The following is a 21,534-nucleotide window of genomic DNA, read 5'->3' as shown; positions in this document are numbered from 1 at the left end:
CTCTCAGACGTGCGGACATGCAGAACGGGCCCGCCCCGGAAGGGGGCGGGCCCGTTCAGAGCCGATCAAGCGGGCTCGATCCCCGGAGGGATCAGGCCTCCTTGGTCTCCTCGGCCGCGGGCGCCTCGGCGGCCTCGGCCTCCTTCACCGCACGCTTGGTGGCGGCCTCGGCCTCACCGGTGGCCTGCTGGGCCACGGTCAGGGCCTCGACCAGCTCGATGACCGCCATCGGGGCGTTGTCGCCACGACGGTTGCCGATCTTGGTGATGCGCGTGTAACCACCGGGGCGGTTCTCGTAGCGCGGGGCGATCTCGGTGAACAGCGTGTGCACGATGCTCTTGTCCGTGATCGTCTGCAGCACCAGGCGACGGTTGTGGATGTCGCCCTTCTTGGCCTTGGTGACCAGACGCTCGGCGTAGGGACGCAGGCGACGGGCCTTGGCCTCGGTGGTGGTGATGCGGCCGTGCTCGAAGAGCGCCTTCGCGAGGTTCGCGAGGAGGTGCTTCTCGTGCGCGGCGGAGCCGCCCAGGCGGGCACCCTTTGCGGGACGCGGCATTGTTACTCCTTCAAATCTGCACCGGCCGTGTCAGGTACCGGAGTCAGTTCCCTCAAGCGGTCGCGAGAGGGGGGTGTGGGGGGCGCGGGCCCCCCACAAGCTCTTCTAGTACTGCTCGGTCTCGACGAAGCCGGCGTCCGCGTCGTCGTCGGCGCCGAAGGCGTCGGCGGCGGCCGTCGGGTCGAATCCGGGCGGGCTGTCCTTGAGGGCCAGGCCCATGCCGGCCAGCTTCGCCTTGACCTCGTCGATCGACTTCGCACCGAAGTTGCGGATGTCGAGCAGGTCGGCCTCGGAGCGGGCGACGAGCTCACCCACGGAGTGGATGCCCTCGCGCTTGAGGCAGTTGTACGAGCGGACCGTGAGCTCGAGCTCCTCGATCGGCAGCGCCAGGTCGGCGGCCAGGGCGGCGTCCGTCGGGGACGGGCCCATGTCGATGCCCTCGGCGTCGATGTTGAGCTCGCGCGCCAGACCGAACAGCTCGACCAGGGTCTTTCCGGCGGACGCCATGGCGTCGCGCGGGCGCATGGCCTGCTTGGTCTCGACGTCGACGATCAGCTTGTCGAAGTCGGTGCGCTGCTCGACTCGGGTCGCCTCGACCTTGTAGGTGACCTTGAGGACCGGGCTGTAGATGGAGTCGACCGGGATGCGGCCGATCTCCTGGCCCAGCTGCTTGTTCTGGACGGCGGAGACGTAGCCGCGACCGCGCTCGACGGTCAGCTCCATCTCCAGCTTGCCCTTGCCGTTGAGCGTGGCGAGGACGAGGTCCGGGTTGTGCACCTCGACACCGGCCGGGGGCGCGATGTCGGCGGCGGTGACCAGGCCGGGACCCTGCTTGCGCAGGTACATCACGACCGGCTCGTCGTGCTCCGAGGAGACGACCAGCTGCTTGATGTTCAGGATGATGTCCGTGACGTCTTCCTTGACGCCCGGCACGGTGGTGAACTCGTGCAGGACGCCGTCCACGCGGATGCTGGTGACAGCGGCACCCGGGATGGAGGACAGGAGGGTACGGCGCAGGGAGTTGCCGAGGGTGTAACCGAAGCCCGGCTCCAGCGGCTCGATCACGAACCGCGAGCGGTACTCGTCGACGACCTCTTCGGTCAGCGAAGGACGCTGAGCGATAAGCATGTCTTTTCCTTCATTCGTGGACGCCCACTATTTGACGCCCGACGGATGCCGTACCGGAGGTACGGCTACTGCAAGGGTACGGGCGGCACGGCCCCCGAAGGGGTCGTACCGCCCGGACACTCAAGAACGCACAGGTGCGTCCGCTGCGTCAGACGCGGCGGCGCTTCGGCGGGCGGCAGCCGTTGTGCGGGGTGGGGGTGACGTCCTGGATCGAGCCGACCTCGAGGCCGGTGGCCTGGAGGGAGCGGATCGCGGTCTCGCGGCCGGAGCCCGGACCCTTCACGAAGACGTCGACCTTGCGCATGCCGTGCTCCTGCGCGCGGCGGGCGGCCGACTCGGCGGCCATCTGCGCGGCGAAGGGGGTGGACTTGCGCGAGCCCTTGAAGCCGACGTGGCCGGCGGAGGCCCAGGAGATCACGTTGCCCGAGGGGTCGGTGATCGAAACGATGGTGTTGTTGAACGTGCTCTTGATGTGGGCGTGCCCGTGAGCGACGTTCTTCTTTTCCTTGCGGCGCACCTTCTTGGCAGCGCCCTGACGACCCTTGGGGGGCATCTAAATCTCCTACGGGAGGTGGTCGGTCCTACAGCGCAAGACCGCTGAACAGGACTACTTCTTGCCCGGCTTCTTCTTACCGGCGATCGCGCGACGCGGGCCCTTGCGGGTACGCGCGTTCGTGCTGGTGCGCTGACCGTGCACCGGCAGGCCACGACGGTGGCGGATGCCCTGGTAGCACTGGATCTCGATCTTGCGGCGAATGTCGCCCTGGATCTCGCGGCGGAGGTCACCCTCGGTACGGAGGTTGGCGTCCACGTACTCGCGGATCTTGACGAGGTCCTCTTCGGCCAGGTCACGAACGCGGGTGTTCGGGTTCACGCCGGTGGAGGCGAGGATCTCCTTGGACCGGGTGCGCCCGATACCGAAGACGTAGGTGAGTGCGATCTCCACACGCTTTTCGCGCGGGATGTCAACACCGGAAACGCGTGCCATTCAATGGCTCCTGTGTGTTCGGGGGTCTTCCGCAGAACCACTCCCGACCGCCGACCACCCTGCTGGGCAGTGGTACGTCCGGGTCCCCGGCCCCCGCCGGAGGTACCGCCGGCCCTGGACCGGGCTGGGCGGGTTCTGCGTATGTACGTTTTCTTACGTCGCGCGAAGAACTGCGGAAGGCAGGTCGGTCGGCGTGCGTCAGCCCTGGCGCTGCTTGTGGCGCAGGTTGTCGCAGATGACCATGACCCGACCGTGGCGGCGGATCACCTTGCACTTGTCGCAGATCTTCTTGACGCTCGGCTTGACCTTCATGTTGGTGAGGTTCTCCGGGTCAGTGCCACCACCCGCACCGGGACAAGACGCCCAGGCAGGAGTGAGGACAAGATCTACTTGTATCGGTAGACGATCCGGCCACGCGTCAGGTCGTACGGAGACAGCTCCACGACAACCCGGTCATCAGGGAGGATGCGGATGTAGTGCATGCGCATCTTGCCGCTGATGTGCGCGAGGACCTTGTGACCGTTCTGGAGTTCCACCTTGAACATGGCGTTCGGGAGGGACTCGATCACGGTGCCCTCGATCTCGATGGCACCTTGCTTCTTGGCCACGCTTCGCCTTTCGAATCGGCTACCTTGATCGGCTCACAGGCATGGAAATGCACGCGAGCCGACGAGTCAGTCTACGTCAGGGCACCCAGAAAGACGAATCCGGAAAGTTTGCCCATGAGTCTAGATCATTAACCGGCGCCGGCCCGAGGGGGCCGGGGCCGCCGGACCGGCTCAGCCCAGCGGGTCGGGGGCCGTCGTGACCCCGTACTCCGCCAGCTTCGCCTTGCCGCAGTCCGGACTGGTCAGGACGATCGGCCCGGCCTCCGTCAGGGCGACCGAGTGCTCCCAGTGCGAGGACCAGGTGCCGTCGGTCGTGATGACCGTCCAGTCGTCCGCCAGGACCTCCGTCTGGGCCGTGCCCAGCGAGACCATCGGCTCGATCGCCAGGCACAGGCCCGGGACGAGCTTGATGCCCTTGCCGCGCTTGCGCGAGACGTAGTTCAGCAGGTGCGGGTCCATGTGCATCTCGGAGCCGATGCCGTGGCCGCCGTAGTCCTCGATGATCCCGAACTTGCCCAGGCTGTGCTCGCCGGTCGCGGGCCGCGGCTGGCGCTTGATGTAGCCCTCGATCGCCTTCGAGATGTCCACCAGGCGGTTGCCGGACCTCATGGCCGCGATGCCGGCCCACATCGACTCCTCGGTCACCCGGGACAGCTCCACCAGCTCCGGCGCGTGACCGGTGCCCACGAAGGCCGTGTAGGCCGCGTCACCGTGCCAGCCGTCCACGATCGCGCCCGCGTCGATGGAGATGATGTCGCCGTCCTTGAGGACCGTCTTGTCGTCCGGGATGCCGTGGACGACGACCTCGTTCACCGAGGTGCAGATGGTCGCGGGGAAGCCCCCGTACCCGAGGAAGTTCGACTTGGCCCCGGCGTCGGCGATCACCTTCCGGGCCACCATGTCCAGGTCCCGCGTCGTGGAGCCCGGCACGGCCGCCTCACGGGTCGCCGCGTGGATCGCGGCGACGACCAGCCCTGCCTCCCGCATCTTCGCGATCTGCTCGGGGGTCTTCAGCTGAACCATGAACGGGGACCTTCCACCTTCGAAAGAACGGGTCTTCTCAACAGTAAGGCCGCGATGCCCGAGGGACACCGCGGCCGTACTGACGGTCACGAACGGAACTGACTACTTCTTCAGGGCGTCCATCGCCCGCTTGGTGATCTCGTGCACCTCGCCGAGGGCGGAGATGGTCACCAGCAGGCCCTGGGACTTGTAGTAGTCGATGATCGGCTCGGTCTGCGTGTGGTAGACCTCCAGCCGGTTGCGCACCGTGGCCTCGGAGTCGTCGGCGCGCTGGTACAGCTCGCCGCCGCAGTGGTCGCAGACCCCCTCGGCCTTCGGAGCCGCGTAGATCACGTGGAAGACGTGCGCGGAGTCCTCGCGGCAGATCCGCCGGCCGGCGATCCGCTTGACGACCTCGTCCTCCTCGACCTCCAGGTCCAGCACGGCGTCGAGCTTCATGCCGGCTTCCCGGAGCATGGCGTCGAGCGCCTCCGCCTGCGAGACGTTCCGCGGGAAGCCGTCGAGCAGGAAACCGCCCGCGGCGTCCGGCTGCTGCATGCGGTCCTTCGCCATGCCGACGGTGATCTCGTCGGGGACGAGGTCGCCCTTGTCCATGAACGCCTTGGCACGCCGGCCCAGCTCGGTGTTCTGGCTGATGTTGGCGCGGAACAGGTCGCCCGTGGAGATGTGCGGGATCGACAGGTTCTTGGCGAGGAACGCGGCCTGCGTTCCCTTGCCCGCCCCGGGGGGTCCGACGAGGACGATTCGCATCAGCGGAGGAACCCTTCGTAGTTGCGCTGCTGGAGCTGGCTCTCGATCTGCTTCACGGTTTCCAGACCCACACCCACGATGATGAGGATGCTCGTCCCGCCGAACGGGAAGTTCTGGTTCGCTCCGAAGCCGGCCAACGCCATTGTCGGCACGAGAGCGATCAGACCCAGGTACAGCGACCCCGGCCAGGTGATGCGGTTGAGTACGTAGCTCAGGTACTCGGCGGTAGGCCGGCCGGCGCGGATGCCCGGGATGAACCCACCATACTTCTTCATGTTGTCGGCAACTTCCTCGGGGTTGAACGAGATCGCCACGTAGAAGAACGCGAAGAACACGATCAGGAGGAAGTAGACGGCGATGTAGTACGGGTGGTCGCCCTTGACGAAGTGCTTCTGGATCCAGGTGGCCCAGCCGGCCGTCGAGCCGCTGAACTGGACGATCAGGGCCGGGATGTACAGCAGCGACGAGGCGAAGATGACCGGGATGACACCGGCCTGGTTCACCTTGAGCGGGATGTAGGTGGACGTACCGCCGTAGGCACGGCGGCCGATCATGCGCTTCGCGTACTGGACCGGGATCCGGCGCTGCGCCTGCTCGACGAAGACCACCAGGGCCACCATCGCGAGGCCCACCAGGATGACGACGGCGAACTCCACCCAGCCATCAGCGATCTTGCCCTGGAGCTTGATCGTCCAGAGGGAGCCGACGAAGCCGGCCGCGATGGAGATGAACATCAGGATGGACATGCCGTTGCCGATGCCGCGGTCGGTGACGAGCTCACCGAGCCACATCACGACACAGGTGCCGGCGGTCATGGTGACCACCATGACGATCGTGGTGAAGATCGAGTGGTTGGGGACGATCTCACGAGCCACCGGGCAGGTGCCGAACAGGGCGCCCGTCCGCGCGGTGGCGACCAGGCCGGTGCCCTGGAGGATCGCGAGTGCGACCGTCAGATAGCGCGTGTACTGAGTGATCTTCGCGGTGCCGGACTGACCCTCTTTCTTGAGGTTCTCCAGCTTCGGGATGACCACGGTCAGCAGCTGCAGGATGATGCTCGCCGTGATGTAGGGCATGATGCCGAGCGCGAAGATCGTGATCTGCAGCAGCGCACCGCCGCTGAACATGTTGACCAGACCGAAGAGACTGTTGCTGCTCCCCATCTGGTCCACACAGATCTGGACGTTCTTGTAGCTCACGCCGGGTACCGGGATGTGGGACCCGAGCCTGTACAGCACGATGATGCCGAGCGTGAAGAGCAGCTTCTTGCGCAGGTCGGGCGTCTTGAACGCCCGGGCGAACGCGGTGAGCACGGTGCCTCCTGCGACCCCCGCGCTACTGCGTCAGAGGTGACGGTCTGAGGGATCGACGAATACGTACGAGCAAAGGTGCAGGCCACCTTACCGGCGACTGCGCCCCCCGTGGAACGACCGACCGGGGATGCCCCATATGTGAGGCATCCCCGGTCGGGTTTTACTCGCTATTCGTCACAAAGTTCGTCTTAGACGAGCTCGGTGACGGAGCCGCCGGCGGCGGCAATCTTCTCCTTGGCGGAGGCGGAGACGGCGTCAACCGCAACCGTCAGCGCCACGGAGATCTCGCCCTGGCCCAGGACCTTGACGAGGCTGTTCTTGCGAACCGCGCCCTTGGCGACCAGGTCGGCCACCGTGACCTCTCCACCCTCGGGGTAGAGGGCACCGAGCTTGTCCAGGTTGACGACCTGGAACTCGGTGCGGAACGGGTTCTTGAAGCCCTTCAGCTTCGGCAGGCGCATGTGGAGGGGCATCTGCCCACCCTCGAAGCGCTGCGGAACCTGGTAGCGGGCCTTCGTGCCCTTGGTACCACGACCGGCCGTCTTACCCTTCGACGCCTCACCACGACCGACACGGGTCTTCGCGGTCTTGGCACCGGGGGCGGGACGGAGGTTGTGGGCCTTCAGCGGGTTGGTCTCAGCCATTAGTCAACCTCCTCTACCGTCACGAGGTGGCGGACGGTGTGCACCATGCCGCGGAACTCGGGGCGGTCCTCCTTGACGACGACGTCGTTCAGGCGCTTGAGCCCGAGCGAACGCAGCGTGTCGCGGTGGTTCTGCTTGCTGCCGATGTACGACTTCGTCTGCGTGATCTTGAGGCGGGCCATCAGACACCCGCCCCAGCACGCGCACGGAGCAGAGCCGCGGGAGCGACGTCCTCGAGCGGCAGACCACGGCGAGCCGCGATCTCCTCGGGACGCTGCAGGCCCTTCAGGGCCTCCACGGTCGCGTGCACGATGTTGATCGCGTTCGAAGAGCCGAGCGACTTCGACAGGATGTCGTGGACGCCCGCGCACTCCAGCACGGCACGCACCGGACCACCGGCGATGACGCCGGTACCCGGGGAAGCCGGCTTGAGCATGACGACGCCCGCAGCCTTCTCGCCCTGGATCGGGTGAGGGATGGTGCCCTGGATGCGGGGAACCTTGAAGAAGTTCTTCTTGGCTTCCTCGACGCCCTTGGCGATGGCCGCGGGAACTTCCTTGGCCTTGCCGTAACCGACACCTACGGTGCCGTCACCGTCGCCCACCACGACCAGCGCGGTGAAGCTGAAGCGGCGACCACCCTTGACAACCTTGGCGACGCGGTTGATCGCGACAACGCGCTCAACGTAAGCGGTCTTCTCGGCGGCAGCGCCACCGTCGCGACCCTTCCGGTCCCGCCGCTCGCCGCCACCGGCACCGCTTCCGCGGCGCTGGGGTCCAGCCATTGGATTACCTCTCTCTGTTACGTCCGTGAGTCCCGGAACCGGGGCTTAGAACTTCAGCCCGGCTTCGCGGGCGGCGTCAGCCAGAGCGGCAATGCGCCCGGCGTATCGGTTGCCACCGCGGTCGAACACGACGGTCTCGACACCCGCGGCCTTGGCGCGCTCGGCGACGAGCGCGCCGACAGCCTGGGCCTGGGCGCTCTTGTCGCCTTCGCCACCGCGGATCGAAGCGTCCAGGGTCGACGCCGACGCAAGGGTGTGACCCTTGAGGTCGTCGATGACCTGGGCAACGATGTTGCGGTTCGAACGCGTCACGACGAGGCGCGGACGCTCCGCCGTACCCGAGACGTTCTTGCGGATGCGGATGTGGCGGCGAGCCTTGGCAGCGCGCTTGTACGCGTCGCCCTTGGCGATCTTCACACCGTATGCCATGGCTACTTACCAGCCTTTCCGACCTTGCGGCGGATGACTTCGCCGGCGTACTTGACACCCTTGGCCTTGTACGGGTCGGGCTTCCGCAGCTTGCGGATGTTGGCGGCGACCTCGCCGACCTTCTGCTTGTCGATGCCCTCGACCGAGAACTTGGTCGGCGACTCGACCTTGAACGAGATGCCCGCGGGCGCCTCGACCAGGATCGGGTGGCTGTAGCCGAGCTGGAACTCCAGGTCGGAGCCCTTCGCGGCAACGCGGTAACCGACACCGCTGATCTCGAGAGCCTTGACGTAACCCTGGGTCACACCGGTGATCATGTTCGCCACCAGCGTGCGGGACAGGCCGTGCAGGGCCTTGTTCTGACGCTCGTCGTTCGGACGGGTGACGTTCAGAACGCCGTCCTCACCCTTGACGATCTCGATCGGCGCGGCGACGGTGTGGGTGAGCAGACCCTTGGGGCCCTTCACCGCAACCGTGCGGCCATCGATGGTGACGTCCACACCGGCGGGAACCTGGATGGGGAGCTTGCCGATTCGCGACATTGCTTTTCCTCCGTTCCCGACTACCAGACGTAGGCGAGGACTTCCCCACCTACGCCCTTCTTGCCTGCCTGCTGGCCGGTCAGGAGACCGTGCGACGTGGAGATGATCGCCACGCCCAGGCCGCCCAGGACCTTCGGCAGGTTGGTGGACTTCGCGTACACGCGCAGACCGGGCTTCGAGATCCGCTTGATGCCCGCGATGGAGCGCTCACGGTTCGGCCCGAACTTCAGCTCGAGGACGAGGTTCTTGCCGACCTCGGCGTCCTCGACCTTCCAGCCGGTGATGAAACCCTCCTGCTTGAGGATCTCCGCGATGTGCGACTTGATCTTGCTGTGCGGCATCACGACGGTGTCGTGGTACGCCGAGTTAGCGTTACGCAGACGCGTGAGCATGTCTGCGATCGGGTCAGTCATGGTCATGAAGTGGCCTTCGGCCTCTCTCGCCGGGGTTTCCTGTATGCGCCATCCCTCTCCCCGCTCAGAGGCGGGACGGGTGCGGTGCGGGGACCTACGGCGTAGTAAGTCGTTATGGGCGGCGGACGCCCAACCACACAAGCCTAAGGCATGCGCGGCCGGGCATCCGCCGACCAGATGCTTACCGAGAGTCTCTGGAACTTCCCAAGTCCTTACGGACGGAAGGGAATTACCAGGAGCTCTTGGTCACGCCCGGCAGCTCGCCACGGTGAGCCATCTCACGAAGGCAGACGCGGCACAGGCCGAACTTGCGGTACACGGAGTGGGGGCGACCGCAGCGCTGGCAGCGGGTGTACGCACGCACACCGAACTTGGGCTTGCGGGCAGCCTTCGCGATGAGAGCCTTCTTCGCCATCTCGCTTACGCCTCCTTGAAGGGGAAGCCGAGGTGACGAAGGAGGGCGCGGCCCTCGTCGTCGTTGGTCGCCGTGGTGACCACGGTGATGTCCATACCCCGGGTACGGTCGATCTTGTCCTGGTCGATCTCGTGGAACATGACCTGCTCCGTGAGACCGAAGGTGTAGTTGCCACGGCCGTCGAACTGCTTCGGCGACAGACCACGGAAGTCACGGATACGCGGCAGCGCGAGCGACAGCGTACGGTCCAGGAACTCCCACATGCGGTCACCACGGAGGGTGACGTGGCAGCCGATCGGCTGACCCTCGCGCAGCTTGAACTGCGCGATGGACTTGCGGGCCTTCGTGACGGCCGGCTTCTGACCGGTGATCGTCGTCAGGTCGCGGATGGCACCGTCGATCAGCTTCGAGTCACGGGCGGCGTCGCCGACACCCATGTTCACGACGATCTTGACGAGGCCGGGGATCTGCATGACGTTCTCGTAGGAGAACTCCTCACGCAGCTTGCCCGCGATGTCCTCGCGGTACTTCGTCTTCAGACGCGGAGTGGTAGCCATCAGATGTCCTCGCCCGTGCGCTTGGCAACGCGGATCTTGTTGCCCTCGTCGTCGAAGCGGAAACCGACGCGGGTGACGACCTTCTTGCCGTCCTTCTCCACGACCAGCTGAACGTTGCTGACGTGGACCGGGGCCTCGGTGATCACGATGCCACCGGCCTGGTTCTGGCCGGCCTTGGTGTGCTTCTTGACCCGGTTGACACCCTCGACCAGGACGCGGTTCTCGCTGGGCATGGCCGCGATGACCTTGCCCTGCTTGCCCTTGTCCTTACCGGTGATGACCTGGACCAGGTCGCCCTTCTTGATCTTCATGCTTACAGCACCTCCGGCGCGAGCGAGATGATCTTCATGAACTTCTTCTCGCGCAGCTCACGGCCGACGGGGCCGAAGATACGGGTGCCGCGAGGGTCGCCGTCGTTCTTCAGAATGACGGCGGCGTTCTCGTCGAAGCGGATGTACGAGCCGTCCTGGCGGCGGCGCTCCTTGACGGTGCGAACGATGACCGCCTTGACGACGTCACCCTTCTTCACGTTGCCACCGGGGATCGCATCCTTGACGGTGGCGACGATGACGTCACCGATGCCCGCGTAGCGGCGACCGGAGCCACCGAGAACACGGATGCAAAGGATCTCCTTGGCACCAGTGTTGTCGGCGACACGCAGTCGCGACTCCTGCTGGATCACGTCTATCTCCTGTTTGTCTGCCGGTTCCCGGCCGGGGCTTCAACGAAGCCCCGGCCGAGCCTGGCGGAACGAACCTGAAGGGTTACCCCTTCAAGCGATTACTTGGCCTTCTCGAGGATCTCGACGATGCGCCAGCGCTTGGTCGCCGACAGCGGACGCGTCTCCATGATGAGGACGCGGTCGCCGACGCCGGCAGCGTTCTGCTCGTCGTGCGCCTTGAGCTTGTTCGTACGGCGGATGACCTTGCCGTACAGCGCGTGCTTGACGCGGTCCTCGACGGCGACGACGACGGTCTTGTCCATCTTGTCGCTGACGACCAGACCCTCACGGGTCTTGCGGAAACCGCGCTCGGTCTTCTCAGTCACGTTGTTCTCGCTCATGCGTTCTCCACCGTCTCGATACCGAGCTCACGCTCGTGCATCAGGGTGTAGATGCGAGCGATGTCCTTACGGACGGACTTGAGCCGGCCGTTGTTCTCCAGCTGGCCGGTGGCCGCCTGGAAACGGAGCTTGAACAGCTCCTCCTTGGCCTCGCGCAGCTTGGCAACGAGCTCCTCGTTGCCGAGCTCGCGGAGCTCGGACGCCTTGGTTCCCGTCGCCATCACGACTCACCTGCCTCGCGCTTGACGATCCGGCACTTCATCGGCAGCTTGTGGGCCGCACGGGTCAGAGCCTCACGCGCAATCTTTTCGTTCGGGTAGGACAGCTCGAACATGACCCGGCCCGGGTGCACGTTCGCGATCCACCACTCGGGGGAACCCTTACCGGAACCCATGCGGGTCTCGGCAGGCTTCTTCGTCAGCGGGCGGTCCGGGTAGATGTTGATCCAGACCTTGCCGCCACGCTTGATGTGGCGGGTCATCGCGATACGAGCCGCCTCGATCTGGCGGTTCGTCACGTAGGCGGGGGTGAGCGCCTGGATGCCGTACTCGCCGAACGAGACCTCAGTACCGCCCTTGGCCATACCGCTGCGCTTCGGGTGGTGCTGCTTGCGGTGCTTGACCCTACGAGGGATCAGCATGTCGGTCAGGCCTCCGTTCCGGTGCTCTCGGCCGGAGCGGCGGCGGGAGCGTCGGCCTTGGGGGCCTCGGCACCAGCAGCCTGCTGCGGCTTGCGGCCACCACGGCCGCCGCGCTCGCCACCACGGCCACCACGGCCGGCGGGACGGTCGCCAGCGCCGGCGCCACGGGCCGGGCGGTTACCCGCACGGGCCGCAGCGTTCTCGGCGCGAACCTCGGCGATGTTCTTGACGTCGCCCTTGTAGATCCAGACCTTCACGCCGATACGGCCGAAGGTGGTCTTGGCCTCGAAGAAGCCGTAGTCCACGTTCGCGCGCAGCGTGTGCAGCGGCACACGACCCTCGCGGTAGAACTCGGAGCGGGACATCTCGGCGCCGCCGAGACGGCCACCGCACTGGATCTTGATGCCCTTGGCGCCGGCCTTCATGGTGCCCTGCATGCTCTTGCGCATGGCACGACGGAAGGAGACGCGGGAGGAGAGCTGCTCGGCAACGGCCTGGGCAACGAGCTGAGCGTCGAGCTCGGGGTTCTTGACCTCGAGGATGTTCAGCTGGACCTGCTTGCCCGTGAGCTTCTCGAGGTCACCGCGGATGCGGTCGGCCTCGGCGCCACGGCGGCCGATGACGATGCCGGGACGGGCGGTGTGGATGTCCACACGCACGCGGTCACGGGTGCGCTCGATCTCAACCTTCGAGATGCCGGCGCGCTCCATGCCGGACGTCATCATCCGACGGATGGCGACGTCTTCCTTGACGTAGTCCTTGTACAGCTTGTCGGCGTACCAACGCGACTTGAAGTCCGTGGTGATGCCGAGTCGGAACCCGTGCGGGTTTACCTTCTGGCCCATTACCGGGAACCTTCCTTGCTGCTGACGACCACGGTGATGTGGCTGGTCCGCTTGCGGATCCGGTAGGCACGGCCCTGGGCACGCGGACGGAACCGCTTCAGGGTCGGGCCCTCGTCCACGTACGCCTCGCTGATGACCAGCGTGGAGGCGTCCGGGTGGTTGTAGTTGTGTGCGGCGTTGGCAATGGCGCTGTCCAGCACCTTGCCGACCGGCACGCTCGCGGCCTGCGGGGCGAAACGCAGGACCGCCTGAGCCTCCGTGGCATCCATGCCACGGATGAGGTCCACCACTCGGCGGGCCTTCATGGGCGTGACGCGGATGTACCGCGCCTGGGCCCTGGCTTCCATGGTTGTCCCTTCGGTGTTAGTCATAGTCGTAACCACCCCGCGTTAGCGGCGCTTCGACTTCCGGTCGTCCTTGACGTGGCCGCGGAAGGTGCGAGTCGGCGAGAACTCGCCGAGCTTGTGGCCGACCATCGACTCGGTGACGAACACCGGGACGTGGGTCTTGCCGTTGTGCACCGCGATCGTGTGACCCAGCATGCTGGGGATGATCATCGAGCGACGGGACCAGGTCTTGATGACGTTCTTGGTGCCGGCTTCGTTCTGGGCGTCCACCTTCTTTACGAGGTGGTCGTCGACGAAGGGCCCCTTCTTGAGACTGCGCGGCATCTAAACCCGCTCCTAGCGCTTCTTGTTCGTCTTGCGGCGGCGGACGATGTACTTGCTCGAAGCCTTCTTCGGCGAGCGAGTACGACCCTCCTTCTGACCCCACGGGGAGACCGGGTGGCGACCACCGCTGGTCTTGCCCTCACCACCACCGTGCGGGTGGTCAACCGGGTTCATCGCGACACCGCGGACGGTCGGGCGGACGCCCTTCCAGCGCATGCGGCCGGCCTTGCCCCAGTTGATGTTCGACTGCTCGGCGTTGCCGACCTCGCCGACCGTGGCGCGGCAGCGCGCGTCGACGAGACGGATCTCGCCCGACGGCATGCGGAGGTGGGCCATGACGCCCTCCTTCGCGAGCAGCTGCACGGAGGCGCCGGCGGAGCGGGCGAACTTCGCGCCGCCACCGGGACGGAGCTCGATCGCGTGGATCGTGGTACCGACCGGGATGTTGCGGAGCGCGAGGTTGTTACCGGGCTTGATGTCGGCCGTGGGGCCGTTCTCGATCCGGTCACCCTGCTGCAGACCGCGCGGCGCGATGATGTAGCGCTTCTCGCCGTCGGCGTAGTGCAGCAGCGCGATGCGCGCGGTGCGGTTGGGGTCGTACTCGATGTGCGCGACCTTGGCCGGCACGCCGTCCTTGTCGTGACGACGGAAGTCGATCACGCGGTAGGCGCGCTTGTGTCCGCCACCCTGGTGGCGAACGGTGATCCGGCCGGTGTTGTTACGGCCGCCCTTGCTGTGCAGAGGGCGAACCAGCGACTTCTCCGGCGTGGACCGCGTGATCTCGACAAAGTCGGCGACGCTGGAGCCACGACGGCCCGGGGTCGTCGGCTTGTACTTGCGGATACCCATTTCTCAGTCCTCGTCCGATTCCGGACGACTAGACCTCCGTTAGGAGGCCTGGCCGCCGAAGATGTCGATACGGTTGCCCTCGGCAAGGGTCACGATGGCGCGCTTGGTGTTGGCGCGCTTGCCGAAACCGGTCTTGGTGCGCTTGCGCTTACCCTGACGGTTGATCGTGTTGACCCCGGTGACCTTGACCGAGAAGACCGCCTCGACGGCCTGCTTGATCTGGGTCTTGTTGGCGCCGGGCGCGACGATGAACGTGTACTTGTTCTCGTCCAGCAGCGCGTAGCTCTTCTCCGAGACGACCGGCTTGATCAGCAGGTCGCGCGGGTCGGTGAAGGTCTTGCTGGTAACGGTCGCCTCAGACATCAGGCCTCGTTCCCTTCGGTCTCATCGGCCTTGGGGCCAGACACGAAGGACTCGAGCGCGGCCTGGGTGAAGACCACGTCGTCAGAGACGATCACGTCGTACGTGTTCAGCTGGCCCGGCTCCAGGATGTGAACCTGGGGCAGGTTGCGGGCGGACAGCCACGCCAGCTCGTCAGAGCGCTCGGCGACCAGGAGCAGGTTCTTGCGCTCCGAGATCTTGCCGAACAGCGTCTTGGCGGCCTTCGTGGAGGCGGCACCCTCGACCACGCCGGTGACGACGTGGATGCGGGAGTGACGCGCACGGTCCGAGAGGGCACCGCGGAGGGCGGCGGCCTTCATCTTCTTGGGGGTCCGCTGCGAGTAGTCACGCGGCTGCGGGCCGTGGACGACGCCACCGCCGGCGAACTGCGGAGCGCGGGTCGAACCCTGACGGGCGCGGCCGGTGCCCTTCTGGCGGTAAGGCTTCTTGCCACCACCACGGACTTCGCCACGGGTCTTGGTCTTGTGCGTGCCCTGACGGGCAGCGGCCAGCTGGGCGACGACGACCTGGTGGATCAGCGGAACGCTGGTCTTCGCGTCGAAGATCTCCGAGGGGAGCTCGACGGTACCGGCCTTGTCGCCTGCCGGCGAAAGGATGTCAATGGTGCTCATTACCTCAAGCCCCCTTGGCCGCGGTACGGACCAGGACGAGGCCGCCGTTCGGACCGGGGACCGCGCCCTTGATGAGGAGCAGACCCTTCTCCGCGTCAACCGCGTGGATGGTCAGGTTCTGGGTGGTGACGCGCTCGTTACCCATGCGACCGGCCATGCGCATGCCCTTGAAGACACGCCCAGGGGTGGCACAGCCACCGATCGAGCCGGGGGAGCGGTGCTTGCGCTGCACACCGTGACCGGCGCCGAGGCCCCGGAAGTTGTGCCGCTTCATGACACCGGCGAAGCCCTTGCCCTTGCTGTTGCCCGTGACGTCAACCTTGACGCCGGACTCGAAGATCTCAGCGGTGATCTCCTGGCCGAGCGTGTACTCGCTGGCGTCGGAGGTGCGGAGCTCCACCAGGTGGCGGCGGGGGGTCACGTCGGCCTTGGCGAAGTGGCCCTTGAGGGGCTTGTTCACCTTGCGCGGGTCGATCTCGCCGAAGGCGATCTGGACCGACTCGTAGCCGTCGGTGTCGTTGGTACGGACCTGGGTCACGACGCAGGGTCCGGCCTTGACGACGGTCACCGGGACGACACGGTTGTTCTCGTCCCAGACCTGGGTCATGCCGAGCTTCTCGCCCAGGACGCCCTTGATCTGCTTTGCCATCTTCTCGACGCCTCTCAGAGCTTGATCTCGATGTCAACGCCGGCCGGAAGGTCCAGGCGCATCAGCGAGTCAACGGTCTTGGGCGTCGGGTCGAGGATGTCGATCAGGCGCTTGTGCGTGCGCATCTCGAAGTGCTCGCGCGAGTCCTTGTACTTGTGCGGCGACTTGATGACGCAGTACACGTTCTTCTCAGTGGGCAGCGGCACCGGGCCCGCGACCGACGCACCAGTGCGCGTCACCGTCTCGACGATCTTCTTCGCCGAGGAGTCGATGACCTCGTGGTCGTAGGCCTTGAGCCGGATGCGGATCTTCTGTCCCGCCATGGCTACTCCGTAGTCCTGTCTGTGTGTGGAACGCTCTGGCTCCCGGTGGGCCGCGGGAGGGACTCCCGCTGCCTTTCCTCCGACCCACGCGGTCGGGCGTGTCGCACTCCCTCTACAGAAAATTCCCATACGGAAATTCCCTCGTCCAAGGGGGTGCGGTCCCTGGGACCGCGCATCGGGGGAAGGACACCCGCCGAGTGCCTGGTGGGCACCGTGCTGACACTTCCCAGAAGATTCCCGTACGTCCGCCCTCATTGCTGCCCCGAAAGGCAGATTAAGGACGACGAGTACTGTGGGACTCGCTTCCGGTCCTCCCGGCGGGAGGCGCACAGCATCGGCACTCAACCGAGCAACTTGAGTAGTCTGCCATACGAGGCACGTACCTGGCCAATCGGGCCGAAGAGAATACCCCGCCGCGCGAACACGTCAAACCGCGGCGCGCGTTTTCGCGGGGGTTCCTCCCAGGTCAGGAGCGGGATGCCGTCGTGCACTCCGCCGGCAGCCCGGCCATGGGCGCGCTCCGGTCGTAGGGGTCGACGACCGGTCCCGACGGGCCCGGCCCGGCCGCCGCGAGCTCGCTGTCGAACCGGGGGTGCAGGAAGCCGGTGCCGTCCCGCGAGCAGTCGTCGTTGCCGGCGCTCTCGAACCACTCCAGGACCTGGAGCCTGCCCGGGGTCGCGACCACCTTGCGGGGGTCGGACAGGGCCACGGTCAGCGTGCGCCGCACCACCGTGCGGGCCACCTCGTCCGAGCCCGGCCGCGCCCGCACCACGGGGTAGACGAAGGTGTAGTCGGCGTGCACCCTCACCTCGCCGTCCCGGCCGCTGTCGAAGCTCATCCGGCCGCGGGTCTTGACCACGTCGCCGTGCACCCTGACCTCCGCCGGGTCGAACCGGCTGAACAGCCACAGCGGGTCCCGGTCCACCGAGGGGCTCGTCAGCGCCCGCTCCATGAGGCCCTTGCCGTCGGCCTGGAGGGGGTCCAGCAGGTCCAGCGCCGCCCCGGGGCGTTCGCCCCGCAGGGTGGCGGGGTCCAGGTTCGACGCGATCAGCAGCTGCTTCGTCATGGCCAGCGCGTCGGCGACCTGCTGCTTCGACAGGCCGCCGGCGGCGGCGGGCTCCGGGGTCTCGATACCGGCCGCGCCATCGGCCCACTGCACGGCCGGCGAGCCCCGGAAGGGCTCCTCGAGCGTGGGGCGGTCCGGGGGAACGGCCCCCGGGGCCGCCGTCGGGCGTACGGACTCCGCGGGCAGCGGACCGGCCGCGCGGGCGGCGTCACGGGCGGCGGCCTCGCCCGTCAGGCGGTCGATGAGCAGCCCGGGCCGCAGGACGACCAGCGCCAGCGCCGCGATGCCCACGACCGCCGCGGCGGCCTTCAGGCCCCGGCGGCGCCGGTGCCCCCGCGTCTCCTGCCAGGCGGGCCCGGTGCGCCAGCCCGGCGGGTCGTGCGGTACCGGCGCGCCCCGGCGCCCGAACGGCCCGCGCCGGCCGGCGGCCCGGGCCCGTTCCTCGTCCTCGCGCCGCAGCCGCTCGGTGACCATCCGTGCCCGCGCCGACGGCTCCTTCGGCGCGTCCGTGCCCACGCCCTCCCGCGCGATCCGTTCGCCGAACCGGGCCCACTCCTCGTCGGAGATCCCCGGCCCGTCGGCCTCCTGCCGTCCCACACTTCCCCCGAACGTCGTGTACATGATGCAAATGCGGAGCCTCTCACAGCTCCGCACGGGCCCCTGCCGGGGGGTACGACGAAGGGCCCCTCCCCCACCGCCGGAGCGGTGGGGAAGGGGCCCTCACGTCGAACAGGGTGCCCGCTGCAGCGAGCTACCGGGTCAGAACACGAATTACTTCGTGATCTTGGTGACCTGGCCGGCGCCCACGGTACGACCACCCTCACGGATGGCGAACTTCAGGCCCTCCTCCATGGCGACCGGCTGGATCAGCTGGACGGACATGTCGGTGTTGTCGCCCGGCATGACCATCTCGGTGCCCTCGGGGAGGGTAACGACGCCGGTCACGTCCGTGGTACGGAAGTAGAACTGCGGGCGGTAGTTGTTGAAGAACGGGGTGTGACGGCCACCCTCGTCCTTCGACAGGATGTACGCGGCGGCCTCGAACTCGGTGTGCGGCGTGACCGAACCGGGCTTGATGATGACCTGGCCGCGCTCGACGTCCTCGCGCTTGATGCCACGGAGGAGCAGACCGACGTTCTCGCCGGCCTGGCCCTCGTCGAGCAGCTTGCGGAACATCTCGATGCCGGTGACCGTGGTGGTGGTCTTCTCGGTCTTGATGCCGATGATGTCGACGGTCTCGTTGACCTTCAGGACACCACGCTCGATACGACCGGTGACGACGGTGCCACGACCGGTGATCGTGAAGACGTCCTCGACGGGCATGAGGAACGGCTTGTCGGTGTCACGCGGCGGGGTCGGGATCGACTCGTCGACGGCCTTCATGAGGCCGAGGAGCTTCTCGCCCCACTCCTTGTCGCCCTCGAGCGCCTTCAGCGCGGAGACCTGGACGACCGGCAGGTCGTCGCCCGGGAAGTCGTACTCGGAGAGCAGCTCACGGACCTCGAGCTCGACGAGCTCCAGGATCTCCTCGTCGTCCACCATGTCGGCCTTGTTCAGGGCGACGACGATGTAGGGAACGCCGACCTGGCGGGCCAGGAGCACGTGCTCCTTGGTCTGCGGCATCGGGCCGTCGGTGGCGGCGACCACGAGGATGGCGCCGTCCATCTGCGCGGCACCGGTGATCATGTTCTTGATGTAGTCCGCGTGACCCGGGCAGTCGACGTGGGCGTAGTGACGCGCCTCGGTCTGGTACTCGACGTGCGCGATGGAGATGGTGATACCGCGCTGGCGCTCCTCAGGAGCCTTGTCGATCTGGTCGAAGGCCGAGGCCTCGTTCAGGTCCGGGTACGCGTCGTGCAGCACCTTGGTAATGGCGGCCGTGAGGGTCGTCTTACCGTGGTCAATGTGACCGATGGTGCCGATGTTGACGTGCGGCTTAGTCCGCTCGAACTTCGCCTTCGCCACGGGGGTCCTCCTGGAGAGTGGTTCTGTACGCCTTACAGATCGGCGCCAGGTGATCTTTGCTGGAAAGCCGGGTTCCCCGGGGCAACGGGAGTTTTGTTCCTGTTGCCCCAGAGGCTCCGGTGACAAGCCTAAAGCGTGTACTCGGAAGAGTTACTCGCCCTTGGCCTTCGCGATGATCTCCTCGGCGACGTTCCGGGGAACCTCGGCGTAGGAGTCGAACTGCATCGAGTAGCTGGCGCGACCCGAGGTCTTGCTGCGGAGGTCTCCGACGTAGCCGAACATCTCCGAAAGCGGCACGAGGCCCTTGACGATCTTGGCTCCGTGACGGTCCTCCATGGCCTGGATCTGGCCACGGCGGGAGTTGATGTCACCGATGACGTCGCCCATGGACTCCTCCGGCGTGGTGACCTCGACGGCCATCATCGGCTCGAGGAGCACGGGAGAAGCCTTGCGCGCGGCCTCCTTGAAGGCCTGCGAACCGGCGATCTTGAAGGCGAGCTCGGAGGAGTCGACCTCGTGGTAGCCACCGTCGAGAAGCGTGACGCGGACGCCCGTCATCTCGTAGCCGGCCAGGATGCCGAACTGCATGGCCTCCTGCGCACCGGCGTCGACCGAAGGGATGTACTCCTTCGGCACGCGGCCACCGGTGACCTTGTTGACGAACTCGTACGCCGGACCATCGGCGTCCGTGATCGGCTCGATCGCGATCTGCACCTTGGCGAACTGACCGGTACCACCGGTCTGCTTCTTGTGGGTGTAGTCGTGACGCTCGACGGCCTTGCGGATCGTCTCACGGTACGCGACCTGCGGCTTACCGACGTTGGCCTCGACCTTGAACTCGCGCTTCATACGGTCGACCAGCACCTCGAGGTGCAGCTCGCCCATACCGCCGAGGATGGTCTGGCCCGTCTCCTCGTCCGAGTGGACGTGGAACGAGGGGTCCTCTTCCGCGAGACGCTGGATGGCGACACCCAGCTTCTCCTGGTCGCCCTTGGACTTGGGCTCGATGGCGACCTGGATGACCGGAGCCGGGAAGTCCATGGACTCCAGGATCACGGGCAGCTTGTCGTCGCACAGCGTCTCACCGGTGGTGGTCTGCTTCAGGCCCATGACGGCGACGATGTCACCGGCGCCCACCGACTCGATCTCCTCACGCTTGTTCGCGTGCATGCGGTAGATCTTGCCGATGCGCTCCTTCTTGCCCTTGACGGAGTTCAGCACCGCGGTGCCGGCCTCCAGGCGGCCCGAGTAAACCCGGACGAAGGTGAGCTTGCCGAGGTGCGGGTCGCTCATGATCTTGAACGCGAGCGCGGCGAGGGGCTCCTCGTCGGACGGCTTGCGCTTCACGACGACCTCGGCGTCACGGACGTCGTGGCCCTCGATGGCCTCGATGTCCAGCGGCGACGGGAGGTAGCGCACGACGGCGTCGAGCAGGGGCTGGACGCCCTTGTTCTTGAACGCCGTACCGCAGAACACCGCGGTGATCGTGGGCTCGCCCTTGCCCTTGCCGGAGCCGAGGATGATGCGGCGCACGGCCGCGTGCAGCTGCTCCTCGGTGGGCTCGGTGCCCTCGAGGAAGAGCTCCATCATCTCTTCGTCGTTCTCGGCGACCTGCTCGACGAGGGTGGCGCGCCACTCCTCGGCCAGCTCGGTGTGCGTGGCCGGGATGTCGACGACGTCGTACATCTCGCCCTTGGTGGCCTCGGCGGACCACACGAGAGCCTTCATGCGGACGAGGTCGACGACGCCCTTGAAGTCCGCCTCGGCACCGATCGGGAGCTGCATGACGATCGGAACCGCACCGAGGCGGTCCTTGATCATGTCGACGCAGCGCATGAACTCGGCGCCGGTACGGTCCAGCTTGTTGACGAAGCAGATGCGCGGGACGCCGTAGCGGTCCGCCTGACGCCAAACGGTCTCGGACTGCGGCTCCACACCGGCGACACCGTCGAACACGGTGACGGCACCGTCGAGGACGCGGAGCGAACGCTCCACCTCGACCGTGAAGTCAACGTGACCCGGGGTGTCGATGATGTTGATGGTGTGGTCGACGTCCTCGAGCGGCCAGTGGCAGGTCGTCGCGGCGGACGTGATCGTGATGCCGCGCTCCTGCTCCTGCTCCATCCAGTCCATCGTGGCAGCGCCGTCGTGGACTTCACCGATCTTGTAAGACACACCGGTGTAGAACAGGATGCGCTCGGTGGTGGTCGTCTTGCCCGCGTCGATGTGGGCCATGATGCCGATGTTGCGCACCTTGGCCAGGTCAAGCGAAGTGGTAGCCATATCGGCTCAGTCTTCTCT

The 21,534-nt window shown here is 66.5% G+C and carries 33 protein-coding genes; all 33 read right to left on the bottom strand.

Annotation, left to right across the window (positions count from 1 at the left end; translation table 11 throughout):
- Positions 1 to 91 precede the first annotated feature (91 nt).
- Positions 92 to 556, bottom strand: a complete 465-nt coding sequence (gene rplQ / locus ACZ514_RS05605; RefSeq protein ID WP_215023458.1) for a 50S ribosomal protein L17 — start codon at positions 554 to 556, stop codon at positions 92 to 94.
- A gap of 105 nt (positions 557 to 661) precedes the next feature.
- On the bottom strand, positions 662 to 1,684 hold the full coding sequence (locus tag ACZ514_RS05600) for a DNA-directed RNA polymerase subunit alpha (RefSeq protein ID WP_007265920.1): 1,023 nt from the start codon (positions 1,682 to 1,684) through the stop codon (positions 662 to 664).
- A 148-nt stretch (positions 1,685 to 1,832) separates the two neighbouring features.
- Complete coding sequence (gene rpsK / locus ACZ514_RS05595) at positions 1,833 to 2,237, bottom strand: 30S ribosomal protein S11 (RefSeq protein ID WP_003956432.1); 405 nt, start codon at positions 2,235 to 2,237, stop codon at positions 1,833 to 1,835.
- A 54-nt stretch (positions 2,238 to 2,291) separates the two neighbouring features.
- Positions 2,292 to 2,672: a 30S ribosomal protein S13 gene (gene rpsM / locus ACZ514_RS05590; RefSeq protein WP_007265919.1), complete on the bottom strand. Its 381-nt coding sequence runs from the start codon at positions 2,670 to 2,672 to the stop codon at positions 2,292 to 2,294.
- 198 nt (positions 2,673 to 2,870) lie between these two features.
- On the bottom strand, positions 2,871 to 2,984 hold the full coding sequence (gene rpmJ, locus ACZ514_RS05585; protein ID WP_003956441.1) for a 50S ribosomal protein L36: 114 nt from the start codon (positions 2,982 to 2,984) through the stop codon (positions 2,871 to 2,873).
- 74 nt (positions 2,985 to 3,058) lie between these two features.
- Positions 3,059 to 3,280 (bottom strand): translation initiation factor IF-1, encoded by a 222-nt coding sequence (gene infA / locus ACZ514_RS05580; RefSeq protein WP_003956442.1) that lies wholly within the window; start codon positions 3,278 to 3,280, stop codon positions 3,059 to 3,061.
- A 171-nt stretch (positions 3,281 to 3,451) separates the two neighbouring features.
- Positions 3,452 to 4,303 carry a type I methionyl aminopeptidase gene (gene map / locus ACZ514_RS05575; protein ID WP_468172782.1) on the bottom strand — a complete coding sequence of 284 codons (852 nt, stop codon included), beginning with the start codon at positions 4,301 to 4,303 and terminating at the stop codon, positions 3,452 to 3,454.
- Between the two features lie 102 nt (positions 4,304 to 4,405).
- Complete coding sequence (locus ACZ514_RS05570) at positions 4,406 to 5,053, bottom strand: adenylate kinase (RefSeq protein WP_468172779.1); 648 nt, start codon at positions 5,051 to 5,053, stop codon at positions 4,406 to 4,408.
- On the bottom strand, positions 5,053 to 6,366 hold the full coding sequence (gene secY, locus ACZ514_RS05565) for a preprotein translocase subunit SecY (protein WP_468172776.1): 1,314 nt from the start codon (positions 6,364 to 6,366) through the stop codon (positions 5,053 to 5,055). The genes ACZ514_RS05570 and secY overlap by 1 nt, the downstream gene beginning before the upstream one ends.
- Positions 6,367 to 6,554: 188 nt before the next feature.
- Positions 6,555 to 7,010 carry a 50S ribosomal protein L15 gene (gene rplO, locus ACZ514_RS05560; RefSeq protein ID WP_468172773.1) on the bottom strand — a complete coding sequence of 152 codons (456 nt, stop codon included), beginning with the start codon at positions 7,008 to 7,010 and terminating at the stop codon, positions 6,555 to 6,557.
- Positions 7,010 to 7,192 carry a 50S ribosomal protein L30 gene (gene rpmD / locus ACZ514_RS05555; RefSeq protein WP_005313525.1) on the bottom strand — a complete coding sequence of 61 codons (183 nt, stop codon included), beginning with the start codon at positions 7,190 to 7,192 and terminating at the stop codon, positions 7,010 to 7,012. Before rpmD ends, rplO begins: the two co-directional genes overlap by 1 nt.
- Positions 7,192 to 7,794 carry a 30S ribosomal protein S5 gene (rpsE, locus tag ACZ514_RS05550; protein ID WP_467889137.1) on the bottom strand — a complete coding sequence of 201 codons (603 nt, stop codon included), beginning with the start codon at positions 7,792 to 7,794 and terminating at the stop codon, positions 7,192 to 7,194. The genes rpmD and rpsE overlap by 1 nt, the downstream gene beginning before the upstream one ends.
- A gap of 45 nt (positions 7,795 to 7,839) precedes the next feature.
- Positions 7,840 to 8,223 carry a 50S ribosomal protein L18 gene (rplR, locus tag ACZ514_RS05545; protein WP_356851287.1) on the bottom strand — a complete coding sequence of 128 codons (384 nt, stop codon included), beginning with the start codon at positions 8,221 to 8,223 and terminating at the stop codon, positions 7,840 to 7,842.
- Between the two features lie 2 nt (positions 8,224 to 8,225).
- Complete coding sequence (gene rplF, locus ACZ514_RS05540) at positions 8,226 to 8,765, bottom strand: 50S ribosomal protein L6 (RefSeq protein WP_388934829.1); 540 nt, start codon at positions 8,763 to 8,765, stop codon at positions 8,226 to 8,228.
- Between the two features lie 20 nt (positions 8,766 to 8,785).
- Positions 8,786 to 9,184 carry a 30S ribosomal protein S8 gene (gene rpsH, locus ACZ514_RS05535; RefSeq protein WP_007265911.1) on the bottom strand — a complete coding sequence of 133 codons (399 nt, stop codon included), beginning with the start codon at positions 9,182 to 9,184 and terminating at the stop codon, positions 8,786 to 8,788.
- A 223-nt stretch (positions 9,185 to 9,407) separates the two neighbouring features.
- On the bottom strand, positions 9,408 to 9,593 hold the full coding sequence (locus tag ACZ514_RS05530) for a type Z 30S ribosomal protein S14 (protein ID WP_003956452.1): 186 nt from the start codon (positions 9,591 to 9,593) through the stop codon (positions 9,408 to 9,410).
- Between the two features lie 5 nt (positions 9,594 to 9,598).
- Positions 9,599 to 10,150, bottom strand: coding sequence for a 50S ribosomal protein L5 (rplE, locus tag ACZ514_RS05525; protein ID WP_030298216.1), 552 nt, complete (start codon positions 10,148 to 10,150; stop codon positions 9,599 to 9,601).
- A complete protein-coding gene (rplX, locus tag ACZ514_RS05520; protein WP_388934833.1) occupies positions 10,150 to 10,461 on the bottom strand; it encodes a 50S ribosomal protein L24 in 312 nt (103 codons plus the stop codon). Before rplX ends, rplE begins: the two co-directional genes overlap by 1 nt.
- A gap of 2 nt (positions 10,462 to 10,463) precedes the next feature.
- Positions 10,464 to 10,832, bottom strand: a complete 369-nt coding sequence (gene rplN, locus ACZ514_RS05515) for a 50S ribosomal protein L14 (RefSeq protein ID WP_003956455.1) — start codon at positions 10,830 to 10,832, stop codon at positions 10,464 to 10,466.
- A 98-nt stretch (positions 10,833 to 10,930) separates the two neighbouring features.
- On the bottom strand, positions 10,931 to 11,212 hold the full coding sequence (gene rpsQ / locus ACZ514_RS05510; protein ID WP_007265908.1) for a 30S ribosomal protein S17: 282 nt from the start codon (positions 11,210 to 11,212) through the stop codon (positions 10,931 to 10,933).
- Entirely contained in the window at positions 11,209 to 11,433 is a 225-nt protein-coding gene (rpmC, locus tag ACZ514_RS05505) for a 50S ribosomal protein L29 (protein WP_007265907.1), read from the bottom strand. Before rpmC ends, rpsQ begins: the two co-directional genes overlap by 4 nt.
- Positions 11,433 to 11,852, bottom strand: coding sequence for a 50S ribosomal protein L16 (rplP, locus tag ACZ514_RS05500; protein ID WP_007265906.1), 420 nt, complete (start codon positions 11,850 to 11,852; stop codon positions 11,433 to 11,435). Before rplP ends, rpmC begins: the two co-directional genes overlap by 1 nt.
- A 5-nt stretch (positions 11,853 to 11,857) precedes the next feature.
- Positions 11,858 to 12,697 carry a 30S ribosomal protein S3 gene (gene rpsC, locus ACZ514_RS05495; protein WP_007265905.1) on the bottom strand — a complete coding sequence of 280 codons (840 nt, stop codon included), beginning with the start codon at positions 12,695 to 12,697 and terminating at the stop codon, positions 11,858 to 11,860.
- The gene (gene rplV, locus ACZ514_RS05490) at positions 12,697 to 13,044 is read right to left on the bottom strand and encodes a 50S ribosomal protein L22 (RefSeq protein ID WP_007265904.1); all 348 of its coding nucleotides are present in this window, start codon (positions 13,042 to 13,044) and stop codon (positions 12,697 to 12,699) included. The genes rpsC and rplV overlap by 1 nt, the downstream gene beginning before the upstream one ends.
- A gap of 42 nt (positions 13,045 to 13,086) precedes the next feature.
- A complete protein-coding gene (rpsS, locus tag ACZ514_RS05485) occupies positions 13,087 to 13,368 on the bottom strand; it encodes a 30S ribosomal protein S19 (RefSeq protein WP_007265903.1) in 282 nt (93 codons plus the stop codon).
- A gap of 12 nt (positions 13,369 to 13,380) precedes the next feature.
- Entirely contained in the window at positions 13,381 to 14,217 is an 837-nt protein-coding gene (gene rplB / locus ACZ514_RS05480) for a 50S ribosomal protein L2 (RefSeq protein WP_125822122.1), read from the bottom strand.
- Between the two features lie 39 nt (positions 14,218 to 14,256).
- Positions 14,257 to 14,580 carry a 50S ribosomal protein L23 gene (rplW, locus tag ACZ514_RS05475; protein WP_007265901.1) on the bottom strand — a complete coding sequence of 108 codons (324 nt, stop codon included), beginning with the start codon at positions 14,578 to 14,580 and terminating at the stop codon, positions 14,257 to 14,259.
- On the bottom strand, positions 14,580 to 15,230 hold the full coding sequence (gene rplD / locus ACZ514_RS05470; protein WP_467889147.1) for a 50S ribosomal protein L4: 651 nt from the start codon (positions 15,228 to 15,230) through the stop codon (positions 14,580 to 14,582). The genes rplW and rplD overlap by 1 nt, the downstream gene beginning before the upstream one ends.
- 4 nt (positions 15,231 to 15,234) lie before the next feature.
- On the bottom strand, positions 15,235 to 15,879 hold the full coding sequence (gene rplC, locus ACZ514_RS05465; RefSeq protein ID WP_125594709.1) for a 50S ribosomal protein L3: 645 nt from the start codon (positions 15,877 to 15,879) through the stop codon (positions 15,235 to 15,237).
- Between the two features lie 14 nt (positions 15,880 to 15,893).
- Positions 15,894 to 16,202, bottom strand: coding sequence for a 30S ribosomal protein S10 (rpsJ, locus tag ACZ514_RS05460; protein ID WP_003948644.1), 309 nt, complete (start codon positions 16,200 to 16,202; stop codon positions 15,894 to 15,896).
- A gap of 466 nt (positions 16,203 to 16,668) precedes the next feature.
- The gene (locus tag ACZ514_RS05455) at positions 16,669 to 17,865 is read right to left on the bottom strand and encodes a hypothetical protein (RefSeq protein WP_469124201.1); all 1,197 of its coding nucleotides are present in this window, start codon (positions 17,863 to 17,865) and stop codon (positions 16,669 to 16,671) included.
- Between the two features lie 174 nt (positions 17,866 to 18,039).
- Positions 18,040 to 19,233 carry an elongation factor Tu gene (gene tuf, locus ACZ514_RS05450; RefSeq protein WP_125603751.1) on the bottom strand — a complete coding sequence of 398 codons (1,194 nt, stop codon included), beginning with the start codon at positions 19,231 to 19,233 and terminating at the stop codon, positions 18,040 to 18,042.
- A 150-nt stretch (positions 19,234 to 19,383) separates the two neighbouring features.
- Positions 19,384 to 21,516 (bottom strand): elongation factor G, encoded by a 2,133-nt coding sequence (gene fusA, locus ACZ514_RS05445; RefSeq protein ID WP_388934856.1) that lies wholly within the window; start codon positions 21,514 to 21,516, stop codon positions 19,384 to 19,386.
- Positions 21,517 to 21,534 lie beyond the last annotated feature (18 nt).

This window comes from Streptomyces sp. NPDC034086 (assembly GCF_055575515.1).
Note: the sequence above shows the minus strand (reverse complement) of the source record. Positions and strands in the feature narration are given on the sequence as shown.